The 17,743-nt window shown below is 54.4% G+C and carries 16 protein-coding genes; 4 read left to right on the top strand and 12 right to left on the bottom strand.

All coding sequences use genetic code 11. From position 1 onward, the window contains the following. From QW71_RS15285 to QW71_RS15275, 3 genes are all read right to left on the bottom strand, one after another. A partial coding sequence (locus tag QW71_RS15285; protein WP_039299794.1) for an AAA family ATPase occupies window positions 1-976 on the bottom strand: 976 nt, incomplete at its 3' end. Beyond that, complete coding sequence (locus QW71_RS15280; protein ID WP_083442560.1) at window positions 973-2,445, bottom strand: DNA repair exonuclease; 1,473 nt, start codon at window positions 2,443-2,445, stop codon at window positions 973-975. The genes QW71_RS15285 and QW71_RS15280, both read right to left, overlap by 4 nt. A gap of 4 nt (window positions 2,446-2,449) precedes the next feature. Next, window positions 2,450-3,586, bottom strand: a complete 1,137-nt coding sequence (locus QW71_RS15275) for a glycosyltransferase family 4 protein (protein WP_039299792.1) — start codon at window positions 3,584-3,586, stop codon at window positions 2,450-2,452. 190 nt (window positions 3,587-3,776) lie between these two features. Here QW71_RS15275 and QW71_RS15270 point away from each other — a divergent pair, with 190 nt between their 5' ends. Together QW71_RS15270 and QW71_RS40955 are read left to right on the top strand one after the other, a co-directional pair. Continuing rightward, the gene (locus tag QW71_RS15270) at window positions 3,777-5,183 is read left to right on the top strand and encodes an RsmB/NOP family class I SAM-dependent RNA methyltransferase (protein WP_039299790.1); all 1,407 of its coding nucleotides are present in this window, start codon (window positions 3,777-3,779) and stop codon (window positions 5,181-5,183) included. Between the two features lie 115 nt (window positions 5,184-5,298). Continuing rightward, on the top strand, window positions 5,299-5,388 hold the full coding sequence (locus tag QW71_RS40955; protein ID WP_197073075.1) for a sporulation protein YjcZ: 90 nt from the start codon (window positions 5,299-5,301) through the stop codon (window positions 5,386-5,388). A 479-nt stretch (window positions 5,389-5,867) separates the two neighbouring features. On the opposite strand, the gene QW71_RS15265 is transcribed toward QW71_RS40955, so the two are convergent. The 6 genes from QW71_RS15265 to QW71_RS15240 form a co-directional block, all read right to left on the bottom strand. After that, window positions 5,868-6,671, bottom strand: a complete 804-nt coding sequence (locus QW71_RS15265) for a Cof-type HAD-IIB family hydrolase (RefSeq protein WP_039299787.1) — start codon at window positions 6,669-6,671, stop codon at window positions 5,868-5,870. A gap of 648 nt (window positions 6,672-7,319) precedes the next feature. Further along, on the bottom strand, window positions 7,320-8,084 hold the full coding sequence (locus QW71_RS15260) for a pseudouridine synthase (RefSeq protein WP_039299784.1): 765 nt from the start codon (window positions 8,082-8,084) through the stop codon (window positions 7,320-7,322). Window positions 8,085-8,087: 3 nt separating this feature from the next. Beyond that, on the bottom strand, window positions 8,088-9,674 hold the full coding sequence (locus tag QW71_RS15255; protein WP_039299781.1) for an RsmB/NOP family class I SAM-dependent RNA methyltransferase: 1,587 nt from the start codon (window positions 9,672-9,674) through the stop codon (window positions 8,088-8,090). A gap of 69 nt (window positions 9,675-9,743) precedes the next feature. Next, window positions 9,744-10,226, bottom strand: a complete 483-nt coding sequence (locus QW71_RS15250) for a DUF309 domain-containing protein (protein WP_306766043.1) — start codon at window positions 10,224-10,226, stop codon at window positions 9,744-9,746. Continuing rightward, on the bottom strand, window positions 10,192-11,004 hold the full coding sequence (locus QW71_RS15245) for a GTP pyrophosphokinase family protein (RefSeq protein ID WP_039299775.1): 813 nt from the start codon (window positions 11,002-11,004) through the stop codon (window positions 10,192-10,194). The genes QW71_RS15250 and QW71_RS15245 overlap by 35 nt, the downstream gene beginning before the upstream one ends. A gap of 27 nt (window positions 11,005-11,031) precedes the next feature. Next, the gene (locus QW71_RS15240) at window positions 11,032-12,126 is read right to left on the bottom strand and encodes a quinone-dependent dihydroorotate dehydrogenase (protein ID WP_039299773.1); all 1,095 of its coding nucleotides are present in this window, start codon (window positions 12,124-12,126) and stop codon (window positions 11,032-11,034) included. Between the two features lie 208 nt (window positions 12,127-12,334). On the opposite strand from QW71_RS15240, the gene QW71_RS40950 reads away from it, so the two are divergent. Further along, window positions 12,335-12,472 (top strand): hypothetical protein, encoded by a 138-nt coding sequence (locus QW71_RS40950; protein WP_167549535.1) that lies wholly within the window; start codon window positions 12,335-12,337, stop codon window positions 12,470-12,472. Here QW71_RS40950 and QW71_RS15235 read toward each other — a convergent pair. The 3 genes from QW71_RS15235 to QW71_RS15225 form a co-directional block, all read right to left on the bottom strand. Next, on the bottom strand, window positions 12,469-13,908 hold the full coding sequence (locus QW71_RS15235; protein ID WP_039299768.1) for a L,D-transpeptidase: 1,440 nt from the start codon (window positions 13,906-13,908) through the stop codon (window positions 12,469-12,471). The two genes, QW71_RS40950 and QW71_RS15235, sit on opposite strands and share 4 nt — an antisense overlap. A gap of 192 nt (window positions 13,909-14,100) precedes the next feature. After that, a complete protein-coding gene (locus QW71_RS15230; RefSeq protein ID WP_036702186.1) occupies window positions 14,101-14,343 on the bottom strand; it encodes a ferredoxin in 243 nt (80 codons plus the stop codon). A 160-nt stretch (window positions 14,344-14,503) separates the two neighbouring features. Next, window positions 14,504-15,796 (bottom strand): DNA polymerase IV, encoded by a 1,293-nt coding sequence (locus QW71_RS15225; protein ID WP_039299758.1) that lies wholly within the window; start codon window positions 15,794-15,796, stop codon window positions 14,504-14,506. Between the two features lie 270 nt (window positions 15,797-16,066). Here QW71_RS15225 and cimA point away from each other — a divergent pair, with 270 nt between their 5' ends. After that, complete coding sequence (gene cimA / locus QW71_RS15220) at window positions 16,067-17,686, top strand: citramalate synthase (RefSeq protein WP_039299757.1); 1,620 nt, start codon at window positions 16,067-16,069, stop codon at window positions 17,684-17,686. The last annotated feature ends 57 nt before the right edge of the window (window positions 17,687-17,743 follow it).

Genomic DNA, 17,743 nt, shown 5'->3' with positions numbered 1-17,743 from the left:
CCTGCTGCTCCAGCAGGGGATCAGGCGGATTCGCGGCAAGCTCAGCCGCAAGCTCTGCCTGCAGCCGTTCCAGGCGGAACGCCGCGCCCTGCAACCCCCGCAGATCACCCTCCAATGCCTTCCAGCGGTCCACTCCAGCTTCAGGGAACGCATCGATCTGCGGAAGCTCTGCCAGCTCAAGCCGGGCTTCAGACCATTTCAGCCACAGCTCGCGGATTTCCTGCGCCTTCCGCAGCTTAAGCAGCTGGTCTGAAGCGGTTTCCCGGCTATCTTTCATCTGTAACAGCTTCTGCTCTACCGCTTCCAGAGCCAGGGTATTCTCATTATATCTGGGCAGATAGGAACGGCTCTCCGCTACCTCCCGTTCCAGCTTCTCAATAGACTGCAGAATCTTGGCGGCATCCTGCACCTTGCCCCGTGGCTTATAGAGCTTCTCGGCATCCTGGACCAGGCGTTTCTCCGCCCGCATAATCTCACCGCCGCCGCCCATCCCGGCATGGAACAGGTAGCTGCTCATCTCACCGGACTGCAGCGCGCCAAGCTCCTGCAGCTCGTCCAGCGAGACGGCGAACAGCTGGCGGAACATACTCCGCGAGATGCCGCCCAGCAGGCGGCGCTCCAGCTCAGCCTGCTGCAGCTCCTCTGTGGTTCCATCCGGATGGCTAAGCGTAACCTGCAGCTTCTCACCTCTTCCCGGACCTTCACCGCCGGAAGCAAACCGGCGGATCGTCCAGAGAGCGCCTGTATCGTCACGCGCATTCAGCACCCCGCCATGTGTTCCTCCTTGCAGCGGCTCATACCGCTCGGCAGGATACGCCCGGCCCGGGATGCCGTATAGCATCGCGCGGATAAACTGCAGGGTAGTGCTTTTGCCGGCTTCATTACGCCCGAAGAGCACAGTGACCCCCTCATTCAGCTTCATCTCCCGCCGGGCCAGACGGCCATAGCCGTCAATCCGCAAAGACTCAATTTTCATTCAGCATCCCCCCGCTCTCGCCATACAGTCAGGTCCGCCGCTTCCCCGTCACTGCCCTCTTCCTCCGGCATCGCCTTACTCACCGCTGATCCGCCGGCTCCGTCTCTTTCCAAGGGCCCGCTGGCCCGGGCAGACAGAACCTCTTCTCCTGCCGCAGGACTCTGCGGCACACCGGCTTGCTCCTCCACTCCGCTCAGCAGCACAATGCCCAGCTCCGCAGCACTGCTTAGCCAGTCCCGCTTCTCTTCGCTCCCTGTTGACATGAGCAGCTTGCGCAGCTCCTGATTCTCCATTAGCGGCCTTAGCGCGGTAGAGATCAGTTCCTCCAGCTCCTGCTCGTTCCCGCCGCTCCGTCCGGCAAGCCGCAGCATTTCGCCGAGGAAGCTGTCCTCCAGCAGCAGACGGGTCCGGTCAATCGCCAGTCCCGTTTCAATAGCGAAGCCTTCGGTCCATACGAGACCTGCATACTCCTTACGTTCCGCACGGACCGTTTCCCTCCGCTGCAGCTCAGCGAGCAGATCCTCCGCAGCCCCCTTCTCCGTCAGCACTTTATGTATAGCACCCCGCCCGGTCAGACGGAACCTTACGACAGACATCAGCTGCGGTGTTTCTGCCCGGATGTCTTCAACCGCATTCTCAACGGCCCTCGTCCACTCAGCCTCATCTGCCAGACCCTCCACCGGGATCTCACGGACCTGCCAGCGCACACTGTCCAGTTCATGGAAGGTCAGCGACGCAGCACCTTCTGCATCCACGTGGACGGTATAGCAGCCTTTAGGGCCGGTTTCCTTGATGCTCCGCCCCTGTATATTTCCCGGATAGACAATCGGCGGACGATCATGCAGAATACTGCGTTTATGAATATGCCCCAGCGCCCAATAGTCGTAGCCTCTCCCGATCAGATCCTTGCGGCTGCAGGGAGAGTACGTCTCATGCTGGAGATTCCCGTCCACATTGCCGTGCAGCAGCGCAATGTGGAACAGGCTGCTGCCCGGTTGACGGTTAAACCGCAGCGCCGTATTCTCAGTCACTTTGGCAGTCGGATAGGAGATCCCGCTGATCACGGCTACCTCCCTGCCGTCCTCTCTGCGGCGGGCGATAGCCTGTTCCGGTTCGCTGCCGCCGAACACTGTAACGTGATCAGGCGGTGCCGCTGCCAGACGCGGCCCGTCCAGCGGATCATGATTTCCGTGAATCAGGAACACCTGAATCCCGTGCCGCCCGAGTTCCTCCAGCGCTTCCCGGAACCGGAGCTGACCCTGGAGAGAGGCATCGGAGACATCATAGACATCGCCGCTGATGACAATGAAATCTACCTTTTGCTCTATAGCTACGCCAACAAGCCGCCCGAGGGCGGCGAAGGTGGACTCCCGGAGATAGGAGCGTATGGCCTGCGGAAGATGGGCAAGACCAGCAAAGCGGCTATCCAGATGCAGATCCGCAGCATGCAGGAATCGAAAAGGAATCATAACCTCACCCTTTCATTCCCGGCTGAAACTGCAGGTAAGTCTTCTTCAGTTCATTGGCTACCCGGGTCAGGGAATAGAGGCTCTTGGCCTTATCCCAGGCCGAACGGGACAGCTCATAACGGTAGCCGGGATCACTGATCACTTTCTCAAGGGCATCCGCCAGGCCCAGCTCATCATCCGGATTCACCAGCAGCCCGTTGACGCCATCTTCAATCTGCTCGGGAATCCCGCCGACATTCGTTCCGACAAGTGCAAGGCAGCTGAGTGCAGCTTCCGCAAAGACTGACCCGAACGCTTCCGCCCGCGAAGGGAGGACAAAAATATCAAAGAACGGCATGAATTCCTCCGGATGCAGCGTATAGCCGTAAAAGATCGTTTCATTATAAATTCCCAGGTCCTGCGCCAGCTGCTCCAGCTCCGCCCGGCTCGGTCCATCCCCGATAATATGCAGCACATATTCATGACCCCGCTTTTTGAGCTCGGCACAAGCCTTGAACAGTGTATCTATCCCTTTGGCCGGTACCAGACGGGTAACAGTGACCAGCTGCGGAATATCATTGTCATGCGGCACAGGCTTGAATCTCTTCTCGTCGAACCCGTTGGGAATAACACCGATGCTCGCAGGATGATCTATATAAGGAGTTAAATATTCGGCAAAAGCGCGCGAAACCGTCATCAGCCTGTCGCTGACATGCTCCAGCTCCCGGTAAATTGAGACCAGAAACTGATGCTCCAGGCCGCCCTCCTGGATGGCTCCATTCAGAATCAGCTCGCGTTCATAGCTGGAGTGCAGCGTTTGAATTAAAGGAATTTCCGGATATATTCTTTTCATCGCCAGCCCGGCAATCGGGTGATGGGCATGGATCAGATCATAGCTTTTGCTCATCCGCAGCTTCGTCCACCAAATATAATCGCGGTAGGTTTGGATATATTTTTGCACAACCGGACTTTCGCCATATTGCGTCCAGTCAAAGGTTTCAAAGACAATTTCTTCGCGTCCCTTGCCCCGGATCCGTTTGGGCAGCCAGAACAAATCCATCTCCCAGCGGCTGGACCGGAAGCGTTCCTGCAGATAAGGGATCATAGAAGATACACCACCGGGCTGCTCCGGCGGGAAGAATAGCGCTTGCAGCAAGTTCATAAGGTACATCTCCCTTTACAATTGCCCTGATTACGGTGAGACCCGGCAATTATGATATAGTTGTGTATATGTAGAAGTACAATTACAGGTACGCTAAGGTCCATACTTTGATTTTATCGGTAACTACCTGAAACAGCAACTAAGATGACAGCTTTACTTATCTTGGATTTTGACTAGAGGAGAATGAAGTATGAATGAAGAACGGCTGCCTGCCGCTTACACCGCTGACATTAGAGAGATGCTGGGGGATACGGCAGACGCTTTTCTGGAGAGCTATCATGCACGGCGGACCCAGGGTCTGCGGTTCAATGGTTTAAAAGGCATTTCAGATCCGGGCCGCGCCGCAGCGGAACAAGCAATATCCCAATTTAGCCTGTCGCCGGTACCTTGGTGTCCGGCAGGATTTTATTATGAAGAGCCTGCACGGCCGGGAAGACATCCTTATCATACCGCCGGACTATATTATATTCAGGAGCCCTCGGCAATGTCCGCAGCTGAGCTGCTTGGACCGCTTCCCGGGGAGACTGTACTCGATCTGGCTGCCGCACCGGGAGGCAAAACTACCCATATTGCCGCGCTGATGCAAGGACAGGGCTTGCTTATATCCAATGAAATACATCCGGAACGGGCCAAAATACTCGCAGAAAATGTAGAGCGGCTTGGGATAGCTAACGCGCTTGTCACCTCGGCAACCCCGGGGGAACTCTCCAAGCGGTTCCCTGAAGTCTTTGACCGGATTATGCTTGATGCGCCTTGCTCCGGTGAAGGAATGTTCCGCAAAGATCCTGCTGCCGTAAGCGAATGGTCACCGAAGCATGTGGAGATGTGTGTTGCCAGACAGTGGGATATATTGCAGGATGCCTACCTGATGCTGAAGCCGGGCGGCAGTATGGCTTACTCGACCTGCACCTTTAACCGCAAAGAAAACGAAGAGACGATCGAACACTTCATACAGAGCTATCCCGATATGGAGCTGATCGTTACGAAACGGCTGTGGCCTCATTTGGAAAAAGGAGAAGGGCATTTCGTAGCCCTGCTGCGCAAGGCAGCTGCAGAGGAAGATACCGAACCTGCACAGCGTCAGGGCCGCAGCAAACGCGGAGACCGCGGCAAGACCAGTCCGAAAGTAAGCTCCTCGCTCCGGGATGCCTACCAGCAGTTTATGAGCTGGTCGTCGGTAGAACTGCCCGGGTTTGCCGGAAGCGGCGTACCGCTTCTCTTCGGTGAATCCCTGTATCTGCTGCCCGAAGCATTCAATGACCGGCTGCACACCGGCCTGCTCGACGGCCTTAAGGTTCCGCGTGCCGGACTGCATATTGCCCACTTGAAGAAAAACCGGATTGAACCCGCCCACGCTCTGGCCATGGCGCTGAGACCGGATCAGGCGGCGCGGAGCTATGATATGCCTGCCGGGGGTCCGGAAATTCAGGCCTGGCTGCGCGGAGAGAGTCTGCCCGTTCCGGCCAGCCTGCATGGCTGGACGCTGGTTAGCGTGGATGGCTTGTCCGTAGGCTGGGGCAAAGCCAGCTCCGGCCAGTTGAAGAATCATCTGCCCAAGGGCCTGCGGATTCTGAAAGCCCATATTGATGAGGTTTAGGCTGCTGACCAGTTCAGGAAACCTCCTTACGCATATGATGTCATTATCCCATGGAGCTCCGCTGAACTACTAACGCGGCAATGGGAACAGACATGAGTCAAGGGAGGAATCAGACATGGGTGCAGTTCCAGGCTTCACATCGACCGGTGCGATTTTGGTGCTCTTCATATTGCTCGTTATCATTTCCCGTTCGTTGTTTGTCTAATTCCGCTTAAGCAGCATAGCGTATAGACACAAGCGGCCCGGCCGTTCCTTTCAGGATCGGCAAGGCTGCTTTTTTGCGCTTTTTATTTACACTTTTTATTTTCACTTTTTATTTGCATTTTTATCTGCATTTTTATCTGAACGGAACTCCACAAAAAAAGCACAGCACAGAGCCGCCAAGGCACTGAACCATGCTTTATGTGAGTCTTCGTCTTCTGCAAGCTTCACTGATCCCAAATGCTGTGAAGCAGCCCGGGCTGTGGGAATAGTTGGATTTTCAACACTTAACTATTCCGTCTCTGCTGCTTTGCCAATAATAAGTGGATTATCGTCACTAATTCCGCCCATATTCCCGATATTCTCCAGAGGGAGTGGAATTAAGTGTCTTTTTTCCAACTGCTGCCCTGTGTCCGGAGATTTCCGCATAATTAGATGACGTATTTCCACTTAGTACACCGCCGGGGCCAATCAAGACAGAAGTCAGGAAGACAGGCAATATTTCACCAGCGCATCGCGCACACCATTTTCATTATTCGTTCCGGTAACCGCATCTGCTGCTGCTTTGACCTCAAGCGGTGAGTTGTCCATAGCAACACCCAGACCGGCGTACGTCAGCATAGAGATATCATTATAATAATTGCCAATCGACAGGACCTGCTCCTGGGGAATGCCCAGCTCTGTGGCCAGGTTCTTCAGGGCATTGCCTTTGGAGGCTTCCGGGTGCATGAAGTCCACGAAGAACTCTCCGCTGCGCAGAATATTGTACTGCTCTCCCCAGGTAGACCACTCCCGTTGTGCTTCATCCAGAATATCAGATTGCGTGAACACGGTGAATTTCACAATCGGTTCGCGGAAATCCTCCCAGGCCGGCAGAGATGCAGGCATAATCCGGAAATGCTCGTACATGAAGTTAGCTTCCTTGGTCAAGTTCTCGACATTGTCGACATACATATCGAATGCAGTGTTAACGTCGAAATGGATATCATGTTCGCGGCAATACGCGATATACGGATCGAGCCCCCTGGCATCCATTCCATATTGGTGCAGTACTTTGCGGTCCTTCACACTCACCGTCACCGCTCCGTTATGCCCCAGCACATACCCCGACAAGCCCATCTCTTCCATGAACGGAATCGAATTCTGCGGGCTGCGTCCTGTACACAATACGATCTGGCCGCCCTGGCGGGTAACCTCGGCAATGGCCGCTTTATTCTCGTCACTTAAGTGATGATCATCGTTCAGCAGCGTTCCATCCACATCAAGTGCTATCAGCTTGTATTTCATACTCCACCATCCTTATTTCTCTGTATAATCTGCTGCACATACTTTATATCAAAAGCTTACCTGTACCCCATCAGCTACGATTCCGTTTATATCAAAGGTTGTGTAAATCCTTCACCCGCACAGCTGCCCAAAATCGGCTGAATAGTGCGTGAGTCTCGGAGGTACGGTAAGCGAGCCATTGCAGTGATCCGAATACGGTATGCAGTATGCTTAATTGTACTTTGTACAACTAAAACGTCTGATTTACAACCATTTCTCTGTTTAGTTGTATTTCGTACAATTAAACTGCCATTGCGCCTTGGTTTTCACCCATTTGGGCAGATTTAGTTGTACAGAATACAGTTATAAGACGTAAGCATCCCTTTTCGCTGTTTTTAATTGTACATTATACAACTATCTCTGAATTTTCATTTGGACGGAGCACATCAAAAGCAGCGTTGTTGAATACACTCACTTTTTCAGTTCTGATGTTGTACTAGCTAGCTAATATCCGCTACGGTCTGGCGTACAGTCGTTTCAACTTTACTGCATGCAAGCCCTGGCGGTCCGCCGAAGTTGTATTAGCCTTCCACCATTTAGGATCTGGCAATCTGCCAGGTCCGCTCTTCATGTGCTGGATGCGCCGCTCCATCACTTATTCCCGCCAGCTTATTCCTCCGCTCCGCCCCCGCGCAGCAGCTCCAGCTCTCCAGCAGTCAGCTCCCGGCAGGCGCCAAGCGGCAGGCTCTCATCCAGCTTCAGCTCCCCCATCGATACGCGCTTCAGGAAGACAACCTTCTTCCCCACCGCCACGAACATCCGCTTCACCTGATGGAATTTGCCTTCCGTGATCGTGAGCGAGATATACGACAGCACCTTGCTGCCTCTTTCTCTGCTCAGAATCCTCAGGCTTGCCGGAAGTGTCACATACCCATCCTCCAGCTCCACCCCGGCTGCAAAAGCGGCCACATCCGCCGCATCGACCTCACCTTCGACCGTAGCTTCATAGGTTTTGGGTACATGCTTGCGCGGGGACAGCAGCTCATGAGCCAGCTTGCCGTCGTTCGTAAGCAGCAAGAGGCCCACAGTATCCTTATCCAGCCGTCCCACCGGGAACGGCTCGAACAGCGCATGCTCAGCTTTAAGCAGATCCAGAACCGTCCGGTCGCGTTTGTCCTCAGTCGCGGACAGGACGCCCGGCGGTTTATTCATCATCAGATAGATGTATTCACGGTAGAGAACCGGCTCACCATTGACCACTACCCTGTCAAGATAGGGGTCTACATGAAATCCGCTGTCTTTGACGACAGCGCCATTCACCGTAATCAGCCCCTGCTTCGCCTGCTTGCGGATATCGCTGCGTGAGCCAATGCCCATATGGGACAATACTTTATCGATCCGCTGCTTCTTATTCGTATTTCCTGCTCCACTCATAATCTATGTCCACCTCCAGCCTGCGGGATATTCGTTCTTCAGCATACCGTCCTGCCACTTGCCCCAGCCTGCGCTGAAGCCGTCAATACAGACGAGCATGTAACCCTTGGAGGCATGACCGGCCTTAATGGACAGACGTTCCTCCGGAATCGACAAGGTCTCTCCCTTCAGGTAGGAGACAGCTTCACCGCTTGCACTGGACAGCGACACACTTCGGCTGCTCTCCGCAGGATGCAAGGCTGTTGCCAGCGGATGCCCGGGGATAAATCGGCTGCTCTTCATATGTCCGACATACCAGCCCGGGCGGATCGTCTTCAGTCCGTCCAGCGCTTTGCGCGGCAACGGCGAGATATACAAGTGATCTCCGAACCATACCGGATATCCGGCGGGCATCGTCCCGAGCAGCTCCTGAATAAAATCAGCATACACCACAAGCGATGCTTCTTCCCCGGTTCCCTGGACCTGCCGTCCGGCAGCAGCTCCAGTTTTGCCAGGCCCCCGTCCGCCCTTACCTCCACGCCCGTTCTCAGCTTTGCCTGCCGAAGCTTTGGCAGGGGAAGCGAACCTGGTATCCTGGTTACGCGGAGAAACGGATACGGTCGCCTCTTTGAAGTCTGCCTCTGCTTCTATGAGGTCTGCCTTTGCTTCTATGAGGTCTGCTCTTGCCTCTATATCTGCCTCTCCGGCTATATCAGGACTTCCGTCATGCCGCAGCACAGCCATGAAGTGTCCTTCGCCCATTACCTTATGCGGCCACAGCCGCGCAGCTCCCGGCAATGGACCTAATCCGGCAGCAAAAGAACCGCTGCCACCCACCGGTACCAGCGAGAACTGCGGATGACCGGATAAGAAGCCGTCAATCATCTCTTCATTCTCCTCCAAGGCGAAGGTACATGTCGAGTACACGACCGTTCCGCCCGGCTTCAGCGCTGCCGCTGCCGCCGCAAGGATCTCCCGCTGCATACCGGCATATTTGGCCGGAGTTTCCGGTTCCCACTGCTTGACCATATCCTCGTCCTTGCGGAACATGCCTTCACCGGAGCAAGGCGCGTCAATCAGTATCCGGTCGAAGAACCCGGGGAATGCGGCTGCAATCCGCTCCGGGCTCTCATTCAGTACAATTCCGTTACGCACTCCGTACAGCTCCAGATTCTTGGCAAGTGCCTTCGTCCGTTCCGGATGCAGGTCGTTGGTAACCAGCAGACCTTCGCCTTGCAGCTTGGCGGCAATCTGCGTGGATTTGCCGCCGGGCGCGGCACACAGATCCAGTACCCGGTCACCCGGCTGAACGCCAAGCAATTCGACGGGTGCCATGGCACTGGGCTCCTGGATATAGTATAACCCGGCATGATAATACGGGTGTTTGCCGGGTCTGGCTCCCTCTCCGGTATAGAAACCGGTAGGGCACCAGGGAATAGGCTCTAGCCCGAAAGGGGATCGTCCGCGCAGCTCGTCCACAGTAATTTTCAGCGTATTTACGCGGATTCCTCCGTAGGGGGACTGCTTATATGTATCCACAAATTGATCGTATTCAGTTCCCAGCAATTCTTTCATGCGCTCCATGAAAAGCCCGGGCAGTTGTGCCGCCATGATGCCGTCCTCCTGCTCAAATAATCAAGGAACACCCCTGCGGGTGCTCCTAATGTTGCCTTGCTATAGTCATTCTGCTCTATGCCTGGGTCTATCCGGCCGCTGCGGCCCCCGGCGCTGGGGAAGCTGCGGCTTAAGAGACTGCGCAGTCATTCCCGTCGCTTCTTCCAGCACAGGGTCAACAATACGGATCGTCAGATCATAATAGGGAAACGGCTGCTCTTCATAAGCTTCAAGCCGGGCGGCATACTCTCCCACTTCCTGAACCAGCTTCGCCAGATCAATTCCCAGCGTTACCGCAGGGTAATTGCGCAGCGCTTCATAGGACTGCCTCAGCATGATCCGTCCGCCGCGGACATTGGCGTTACGGAAATGATACAGCCCGACCGCTACCTGCAGCAATGCTTTGTAGAGCGGGTCGCGCTGCTGTTCCAGCCATAGCTCCTCAAGCACCTCATGACATTCGAAGTAATCCCTGTCCCGGTTGAAATAGATCAGATACTCCAGGTACAGCGGCTCATAGGCCATCCGGCTGGCTGCCCTTCTTGGCATTCGAGAGCAGCTCCCGCACATGATCCAGCAGCTCCCGCATAGCATCCATATCCTGCACCTGCCAGATGGCATTGAACCGCTCCTGGCACTCAATCGCTTCATTCACGAGGTGATAGAAATACAGCTGATGGATGGCTTTGAGCAGCTGAGTCGTTGTATTCGAGTTCTCCTCGAAGGTCTTCTGGGCTTCCAGAATCTCTTCACGGATACTGGACATCTCGCTGTCCAGGATCGATGCCGCTTCCGCTGCTGTCTTCAGGCGGACGCGCATTTCATCCGGCAGGCTCTCCCGGTATTTATAATTCAGCGAATGCTCAATGGTCGCCCAGAAGTTCATCGCCAGCGTGCGGATCTGAATTTCGGCCAGTACAATTTTTTGCCCGAGCGCAGTCTGTACCGGGTATCTGATAATCATATGGAAGCTGCGGTACCCGCTTTCCTTGTAATTGGTGATGTAATCCTTCTCATATAACACTTCAAGGTCCTTGCGGGCGCGGATGTACTCCGCCACTCTGCGGATATCCTCGACGAATTGGCACATAATGCGAATGCCGGCGATATCCTCAATGCCCGTTTCCAGATCCTCCATCTTCACGTTTAACCGCTTAGCCTTTTCGAGTATGCTCGACAGCCGTTTTACACGTCCGGTTACGAACTCAATCGGTGTATATTCTTCTCTTTTCTTGAGTTCCGAACGCATTGTTTTAAATTTAACCTTCAATTCCTCCACAGTCTGTTCATATGGAAGTAGAAAAGTTCCCCAGTCCCTGACGTCCATCGCCTTGTCCTCCTGTCCATTCATCCTTCAGTGATGATCAGCGCCCACCGCTTCTAGGAGCCCCCGGAAACCGTCCCGCCGCAGCAGCTGCCGTAATCCGGCATGCACTTTGCGGTTAACCTCCGGTCCTTCATAGATGAGTGCTGTATAAATTTCGACCAGGCTTGCGCCTGCCCGGATTTTGTCATAAGCATCCTGGGCTGTAAAAATCCCGCCCGAGCCGATAATCGGCAGCTTGCCGCCGGTCTGGCTGTAGATTCTGCGGATAATCTCTGTGGAGCGGTCACGCAGCGGCTGGCCGCTGAGTCCTCCCGTTTCACCGGCTTTGTCACTCTTCAGCCCTTCACGGACGAGTGTCGTATTGGTGGCAATCACGCCGTCCATTCCAGCCTCTGTGATTGTATGTACCATATATTCCAGCTCGGCGTCGCTGACATCGGGAGCGATCTTCACCAGCAGCCCTTTGGCTTCTCCGGTCTTCACCCGCTGCAGCTCCATCTCTTCCTTCACCTGGCTAAGCAGGTTCGAGAGCTCACTGCCGTGCTGTAGACTCCGGAGATCCGGCGTATTCGGCGAGCTGATATTGACCACAAAAAAATCACCGTACGGATATAGCGTACGGATACACTGGCGGTAATCCTCATGCGCCAATTCATTCGGGGTGGTCTTGTTGCGCCCGATATTGACCGCAACCGGAATCCTGCGCTTCTTCATCCCCTTCAGGCGCTCAGCCATGGCCGCTGCGCCTTCATTGTTGAAGCCCATCCGGTTAATCAGCGCCTTGTCAGGCAATAGGCGGAATAACCGCGGGCTGTCATTGCCCGGCTGGCCCAGCGGCGTCACTGTGCCCACTTCCATAAATCCGAAGCCGATTGAAGAGAAGCCTCCTACCGCTTCAGCATTCTTATCCAGTCCTGCAGCTAAGCCTACCGGTGTCGGGAAATGCACCCCAAACAGATCCACTGCCAGATCAGCAGTCTCAGGAACACCGTACATGAGGCGCATCGCCGCACTTCCGCCGGGAACTAAATTCGCTTTATTTAGTCCGCCTATGACGAGATGGTGCGCCTTCTCCGGGTCCATTTTAAAGAAAATTGGTTTACCAAAATGTCGATACAGCACCGTTCTCGCTCCTTCAAGGGAACCACAAATCGCAGGGCGACTCCCGTATCTATAGGTTTCTTCTTAATTTTATCCGTTTCCGGGTGAAAAGAAAAGTTTTTTGCCGCAGCGATTGTTCCAGCGTGTCCCTCAGAGTATAGTAATTTTCTTGTAAACGCATTACAATGTAAGGGTAATCACAGATAAAGAGAGAAAGAAGGATGACAATATGTCAACTAAACGCAAACCTCCTACACTGCAGCAGAAGAAAGAAGAAGTTAACCGCAAGGCAATCCTATGGATCAGTGCAAGTCTGGTACTGCTGGTTCTTCTCATTGTTGTTTTGTTTATCGTAGCAGGGAACTAATTCAACCAATGGTAGACCTTATGGGGGTTGGTCTGATTTGGGGGCGCATCCGAAGGGAACCGGTCCTCCGGCACGACTAGCTCCTCAGGCAGGACCCCTTTACTAATCTGCACTTTCGTGCCCATCGGCACCATCGCGAACAGCTCCTCCACATCCTTCCGGCTCATCCGGATACAGCCCAGTGATTCATCCTTCCCGATGCTTTCCGGTTCATTCGTACCGTGTATCGCATAATTACTGTCCGAGAGCTGCATGCCCCGGCTGCCGAATTCACCGTTATCATGTCCATTCGGATTGACCACTTTATCCCGGATTACGAAGCTACCCTCAGGCGTCTTCTCCCCGCCCAATCCGACTGCATAGTTCCGCAGAATAATACTGCCGCTGGTTACTGCCAGACGGTGTTTTTGTTTATCAACAATAATCATGAGCGGTTCTGTAAAAAAGGGGCTTCCTGCCCCGCCGGCTCCGCTGCCCGCCTCAGGACCGCCCCCGCTTGTCTGACCTTGCCCCGGTGAACCGGCGGCCGGTGTTACGGCAGGCTGCGGAGAAGGGCTTGGCACTGCAGCAAGTCCCGCTGCTGCCCCGCGGAGCGGACTGAACTCTTCCTTCATGAGCGGTGTCGTGCCGCCCAGCCAATTGGCCGGAAAAGGCTTCACCAGCTCCTGCAGTGAACCGGGAAGGGCTCCTTTGCTCGTCTTATAGGCCCTCATGGCACTCCAGAGCACGGCAAGCTCCTCCTGCTTCTCCTGCCACAGTCCCGCCTGCTTCTTGATATCCGCCGGATCAGGCGGCTGGCAGACACATGCAGCCGGGTTATAGGACTGGTACACTACGCGTCCGTCCTCACTCTTGGCAAGCGTAGCCGCCAGCGGAAGCTTCTTGTTCCACACCAGCCACTTACCCGCCTGCTTCATGCTCAGCATCGCCGTGGCGGAAGGCGTTTGTGCCTTCTGCAGGATACCCGCCAGTCCCTGGCCGCCGGAGACGGCATCTGCCCCGACAGCGGTGAAGGACAGGCTTGGCTGAACTGCCGGAGTCTCTTCTTCATCTGACGCCGGCAGCTCAGTCAGGGCAACAGCCGCATTCTCCTCGTCCGGTGCGTCAGAGCTTTCCTGGCTGGCCCCCGGTGCCACTGCAGCCGGAATCAGCAACAGCAGCAGCAGCATGAAGGCCAGTAGCACACGGCGTTTCCGCAGTTTGCCTGCCTGGCGTTCCCGGGCTGATTGCAGCAGCCCATCCTCATATTGCTTCAGCATATCGGCCGGCACCTTGCTGTGCTCAAAAGCTTCATACACTTCGCCGGCCTGGTTGAAGCAGTAATTGGCTTTTCCCTGCTGACCGTTCTTATAGTATTCCTTACCGAGCAAGTACCATGCCATCTTGTTATCAGGATGCATCTGCACATATGCTTTAAGATGCTGCGAATTTTTCACATTGGCCTCCGGGGATCTATGATTCAATCTTAGTTTTATTTATATTTTATATCGGTCAGGACATTAAAAAAAGACATCTCAAGCCGCATTTATCACGGTCAGGAGATGCCTTTATGTTAATGTAAGGATCAAATATAAGTTTCACCCTATATCCGATCCTTACATTAGGTACTGATGAATTGAAGTCCGGACTTAGCCTTCTTTGTTGAACGGCGCATCCGCGATCTTGATGGAGTCTGTAGGGCATCCATCCGCTGAATCCTGCAGGTCATCGAACAAGTCGTCCGGAATCACTACATTCCCGTGGTTACCGTCATTCTCGTAGATCACTTCTGCCAAACCTTCGTCATCGTAATCAAAAATATCAGGGGCCGTCGCGCCACAAGCACCACAAGCGATGCATGTATCTTTTTCGACCCAAGTGTACTTAGCCATTTTATCTCTGCCTCCCGATTAAACAATACAGCCTGCAGTAGCAGTCTGTTATTTTTCTCATATTAATATAAATAGAATACAATTTCAATGAATTTTCAATGTGTTTACATTATTGCCCCATAATCCAGCTGCCGCTGGGCTGCACCGGATCACGAAGATTTCAGTCGGTATCCCGGTCCGCGCCGCTAAGATTGTCCTTCTGCAGTGAAGTCCCCCGCTCCTTGTGATTGCGCAGCCGCGCCGAGTGGCTGTCGGTGAGCATCCCTGCTGTCAGCACCGCATTCTCACCGAACTTGTTGCGCAGCATATCCATCGCCTTATTCAGCGATTCCTTCTTCGGCTGCCGTTCGTAATCGAACAGATCCAGCTGAATTGCGGAATCCTCCTTGAGCGTCAGCCCCTGAAGGGTCACCCCCAGAAGCCTCACCGGCTTGTCGGCCTTCCAGTGGCGCGCGAACTGGTCCAGGGCAGCCTTATAGATGTCTTCAGCGCTCTCTGTAGGTGCCTCAAGCTGGCGCGAACGGGTAATCGTCTTCATATCCGGTGTACGGATCGTAAGCTGCACTCCCGCAGCGACCAGACCCTGCTTCCGCAGCCGCCGCGCCACCTGATCGCTGAGATTCAGCAGGATTGGACGCGCCTCCGCCAGCCCCACCACATCCCGCGGCAGTGTAGTCGTGTGGCCGATGGACTTGCTCTGTTCCCGCTCAGGGTTCACTACCCCGTGATCGATCCCGTTGCCGGCCCGCTTCAGCCATGAGCCCATCACGCCAAAATGTCCGACCAGCATCGCCTCATCCGCTGCCGCCAGCTGTCCAATGCTGTAAATACCCAGCTTCTTCAGCTTCTCGGCCGTCTTGCTGCCGATTCCGAACATCTCGTTGCAGGGTTTGTTCCATAGAATGGACGGCACATCGCGCAGCCGCAGCACGGATATGCCATTCGGCTTTTTGAGATCAGAGGCAATCTTCGCCAGCAGCTTATTGGGGGCAATCCCGATGGAGCAGGGCAGACCCAGCTCTTCCATAATACGCCGCTGCAGCGTCTCGGCAATCTGCGGAGGGGTGCCGAATTGGCGCGAACCGGTAATATCCAGATAACATTCGTCTATCGATACCGCTTCAAGCAGCGGAGTATAGCTGTAAGCAATCTGCATAAATGCATTCGAGTACTTGCGGTATAAATGAAAGTCCGGCTTAATAAGGATTAAGGATGGACAGATACGCAGCGCCTTCTGCACCTGCATGCCGGTTGAGATGCCCAGCCTGCGTGCGGCGTAGGAGCAAGTGACGATGATCCCCCGTCTGGACTCCACGCTCCCGGCAACGGCCGTCGCTTTACCTTTATACTGCTCCGGATCCTCCGCCTCATGCACCGAGCAGTAAAAGGCATTCATATCCACATGTAGAATAACCCTGCCGCTTGCCGGATAATATTGATCCACATTCTGCATGGTATCTACCTTCTTATCTTCAGGGTTCCATTGTTATTTTCAGCATACCTCTTCACCTTGCGGAAGGTCAACTTGCAGAAGAGCCTCTTGTGGCGTTTAAGTGAAAAGTTCTTTGTTACTTTCCCGCGTAAAAATGCTATAATATAAAAATTAATTTCATATATGTGTATGCTAACTACAACTACAACTTAAGCTAATGCTTCCGAGGCCAGTTTTGCACGAAGCGGTTTCAAGGAAGTTATGCCAAACAACACTTTTAGGAGGACACTCATGTCTAAGTCTATCTCCATCTTCGATACTACCCTGCGCGACGGCACTCAAGGCGAAGGGATCAGTCTGTCGGCGGATGACAAGCTGAAGATTGCCCGGAAACTCGACGATCTGGGTGTCCATTATATTGAAGGCGGCAATCCGGGAAGCAACAGCAAAGACATCGAATTTTTCAAAAGAGTCCAGGAACTCCATCTGAATGCCAAAATCACAGCCTTCGGCAGCACCCGCCGCAAGAATTCGGTAGCGGAGCACGACGACGGGCTGCAAAGAATGATTGATGCCGGTGTTCCGGCAGCGACCCTGGTCGGAAAGTCATGGGACTTCCATGTCCATACTGCGCTGCAGACTACACTGGAAGAGAACCTGGCTATGATCGGCGACTCCATCTCCTACCTGAAACGTCAGGGACTGGAGGTCATTTTCGATGCGGAGCATTTCTTCGACGGGTATAAGAACAACCCCGAATATGCTTCTGCCGTACTCGCCCGTGCCCGCGAAGCCGGAGCCGACTGGCTTGTAATGTGCGATACTAACGGCGGAACCCTGCCGCATGAAATTCAGGAGATCGTCTCCGGCATGGGCATCCAGCTTCCGGGTGCTGCTCTGGGCATTCATACACACAACGATTGCGAGCTTGCGGTAGCCAACACTTTAAGCGCAATCGGTGCGGGTGTACGTCAGGTCCAGGGAACCATCAACGGCTACGGCGAACGCTGCGGCAACGCCAATCTGTGCTCCATCATTCCAACCCTGCAGTTGAAGATGGGGTATCACTGTATCCCGGGAGATTCGTTACCCCAATTAACCAACACCGCCCGGTTCATCAGCGAAGTCGCCAACGTGAACATGCCGGTAAACCAGCCTTATGTCGGAACCGCTGCTTTTGCCCATAAGGGCGGCATTCATGTCTCGGCCATTCTGCGCGATTCGCGCACCTATGAGCATATCGCTCCCGAGCTGGTCGGCAACAAACAGCGTGTGCTTGTCTCTGAACTCGCAGGACAGAGCAATGTGCTGTCCAAAGCCCAGGAGATGGGGCTCAGTCTCGATCCAAGCAGCGAACAGGCCCGCAAGGTTATTGATAAGATCAAGGACCTGGAGCATCAGGGATATCAGTTCGAAGGGGCGGATGCCTCGCTTGAACTGCTGCTCCGGGAAGCTACCGGGGAGATGAACGAGCTGTTCACCTTCGAGTCGTTCAAGATGCTGGTAGAGAAAACTGCCGGCCGCCCCGTCGTCTCTGAAGCCTTCGTCAAACTGAAGGTCGGCGGCGAGAACCTGTACACTGCAGCGGAAGGCAATGGTCCGGTCAATGCGCTGGATAACGCGCTGCGCAAGGCGCTGCAGACGTATTTCCCGCAGCTTAAGGATATGCACCTCTCCGACTATAAGGTCCGGGTGCTTGACGAGCAGGACCAGACAGCAGCGAAGGTTCGCGTACTCATTGAATCCAAAGACTACGGAGACACCTGGAGCACAGTAGGCGTCTCCAGCAACGTGATTGAAGCGAGCTGGGAGGCACTGGTCGATTCTATGCGCTATGCCCTGCTCGGACAGATTTCGCTGGATCATGGCACCCAGGCCAGCAGTGAACCGAGAGGCTTAGTCAATCACTAACTGCCTTTATCCATAGGTTGTTCAAAAGCAAAAGCCCTCCGGTGCGGAAGTACATCC

The organism is Paenibacillus sp. IHB B 3415 (genome assembly GCF_000802655.2).
Classification (GTDB): Bacteria; Bacillota; Bacilli; order Paenibacillales; family Paenibacillaceae; genus Paenibacillus_AQ; species Paenibacillus_AQ phytohabitans.
Note: the sequence above shows the minus strand (reverse complement) of the source record. Positions and strands in the feature narration are given on the sequence as shown.

Bases quoted from the DNA above. Each gene is read 5' to 3' on its own strand.
- QW71_RS15280 (WP_083442560.1), bottom strand. From the start codon at position 2,445: ATGATTCCTTTTCGATTCCTGCATGCTGCGGATCTGCATCTGGATAGC.
- QW71_RS15275 (WP_039299792.1), bottom strand. From the start codon at position 3,586: ATGAACTTGCTGCAAGCGCTATTCTTCCCGCCGGAGCAGCCCGGTGGT.
- QW71_RS15270 (WP_039299790.1), top strand. From the start codon at position 3,777: ATGAATGAAGAACGGCTGCCTGCCGCTTACACCGCTGACATTAGAGAG.
- QW71_RS40955 (WP_197073075.1), top strand. From the start codon at position 5,299: ATGGGTGCAGTTCCAGGCTTCACATCGACCGGTGCGATTTTGGTGCTC.
- QW71_RS15265 (WP_039299787.1), bottom strand. From the start codon at position 6,671: ATGAAATACAAGCTGATAGCACTTGATGTGGATGGAACGCTGCTGAAC.
- QW71_RS15260 (WP_039299784.1), bottom strand. From the start codon at position 8,084: ATGAGTGGAGCAGGAAATACGAATAAGAAGCAGCGGATCGATAAAGTA.
- QW71_RS15255 (WP_039299781.1), bottom strand. From the start codon at position 9,674: ATGGCGGCACAACTGCCCGGGCTTTTCATGGAGCGCATGAAAGAATTG.
- QW71_RS15250 (WP_306766043.1), bottom strand. From the start codon at position 10,226: ATGCCAAGAAGGGCAGCCAGCCGGATGGCCTATGAGCCGCTGTACCTG.
- QW71_RS15245 (WP_039299775.1), bottom strand. From the start codon at position 11,004: ATGGACGTCAGGGACTGGGGAACTTTTCTACTTCCATATGAACAGACT.
- QW71_RS40950 (WP_167549535.1), top strand. From the start codon at position 12,335: ATGTCAACTAAACGCAAACCTCCTACACTGCAGCAGAAGAAAGAAGAA.
- QW71_RS15230 (WP_036702186.1), bottom strand. From the start codon at position 14,343: ATGGCTAAGTACACTTGGGTCGAAAAAGATACATGCATCGCTTGTGGT.
- QW71_RS15225 (WP_039299758.1), bottom strand. From the start codon at position 15,796: ATGCAGAATGTGGATCAATATTATCCGGCAAGCGGCAGGGTTATTCTA.
- cimA (WP_039299757.1), top strand. From the start codon at position 16,067: ATGTCTAAGTCTATCTCCATCTTCGATACTACCCTGCGCGACGGCACT.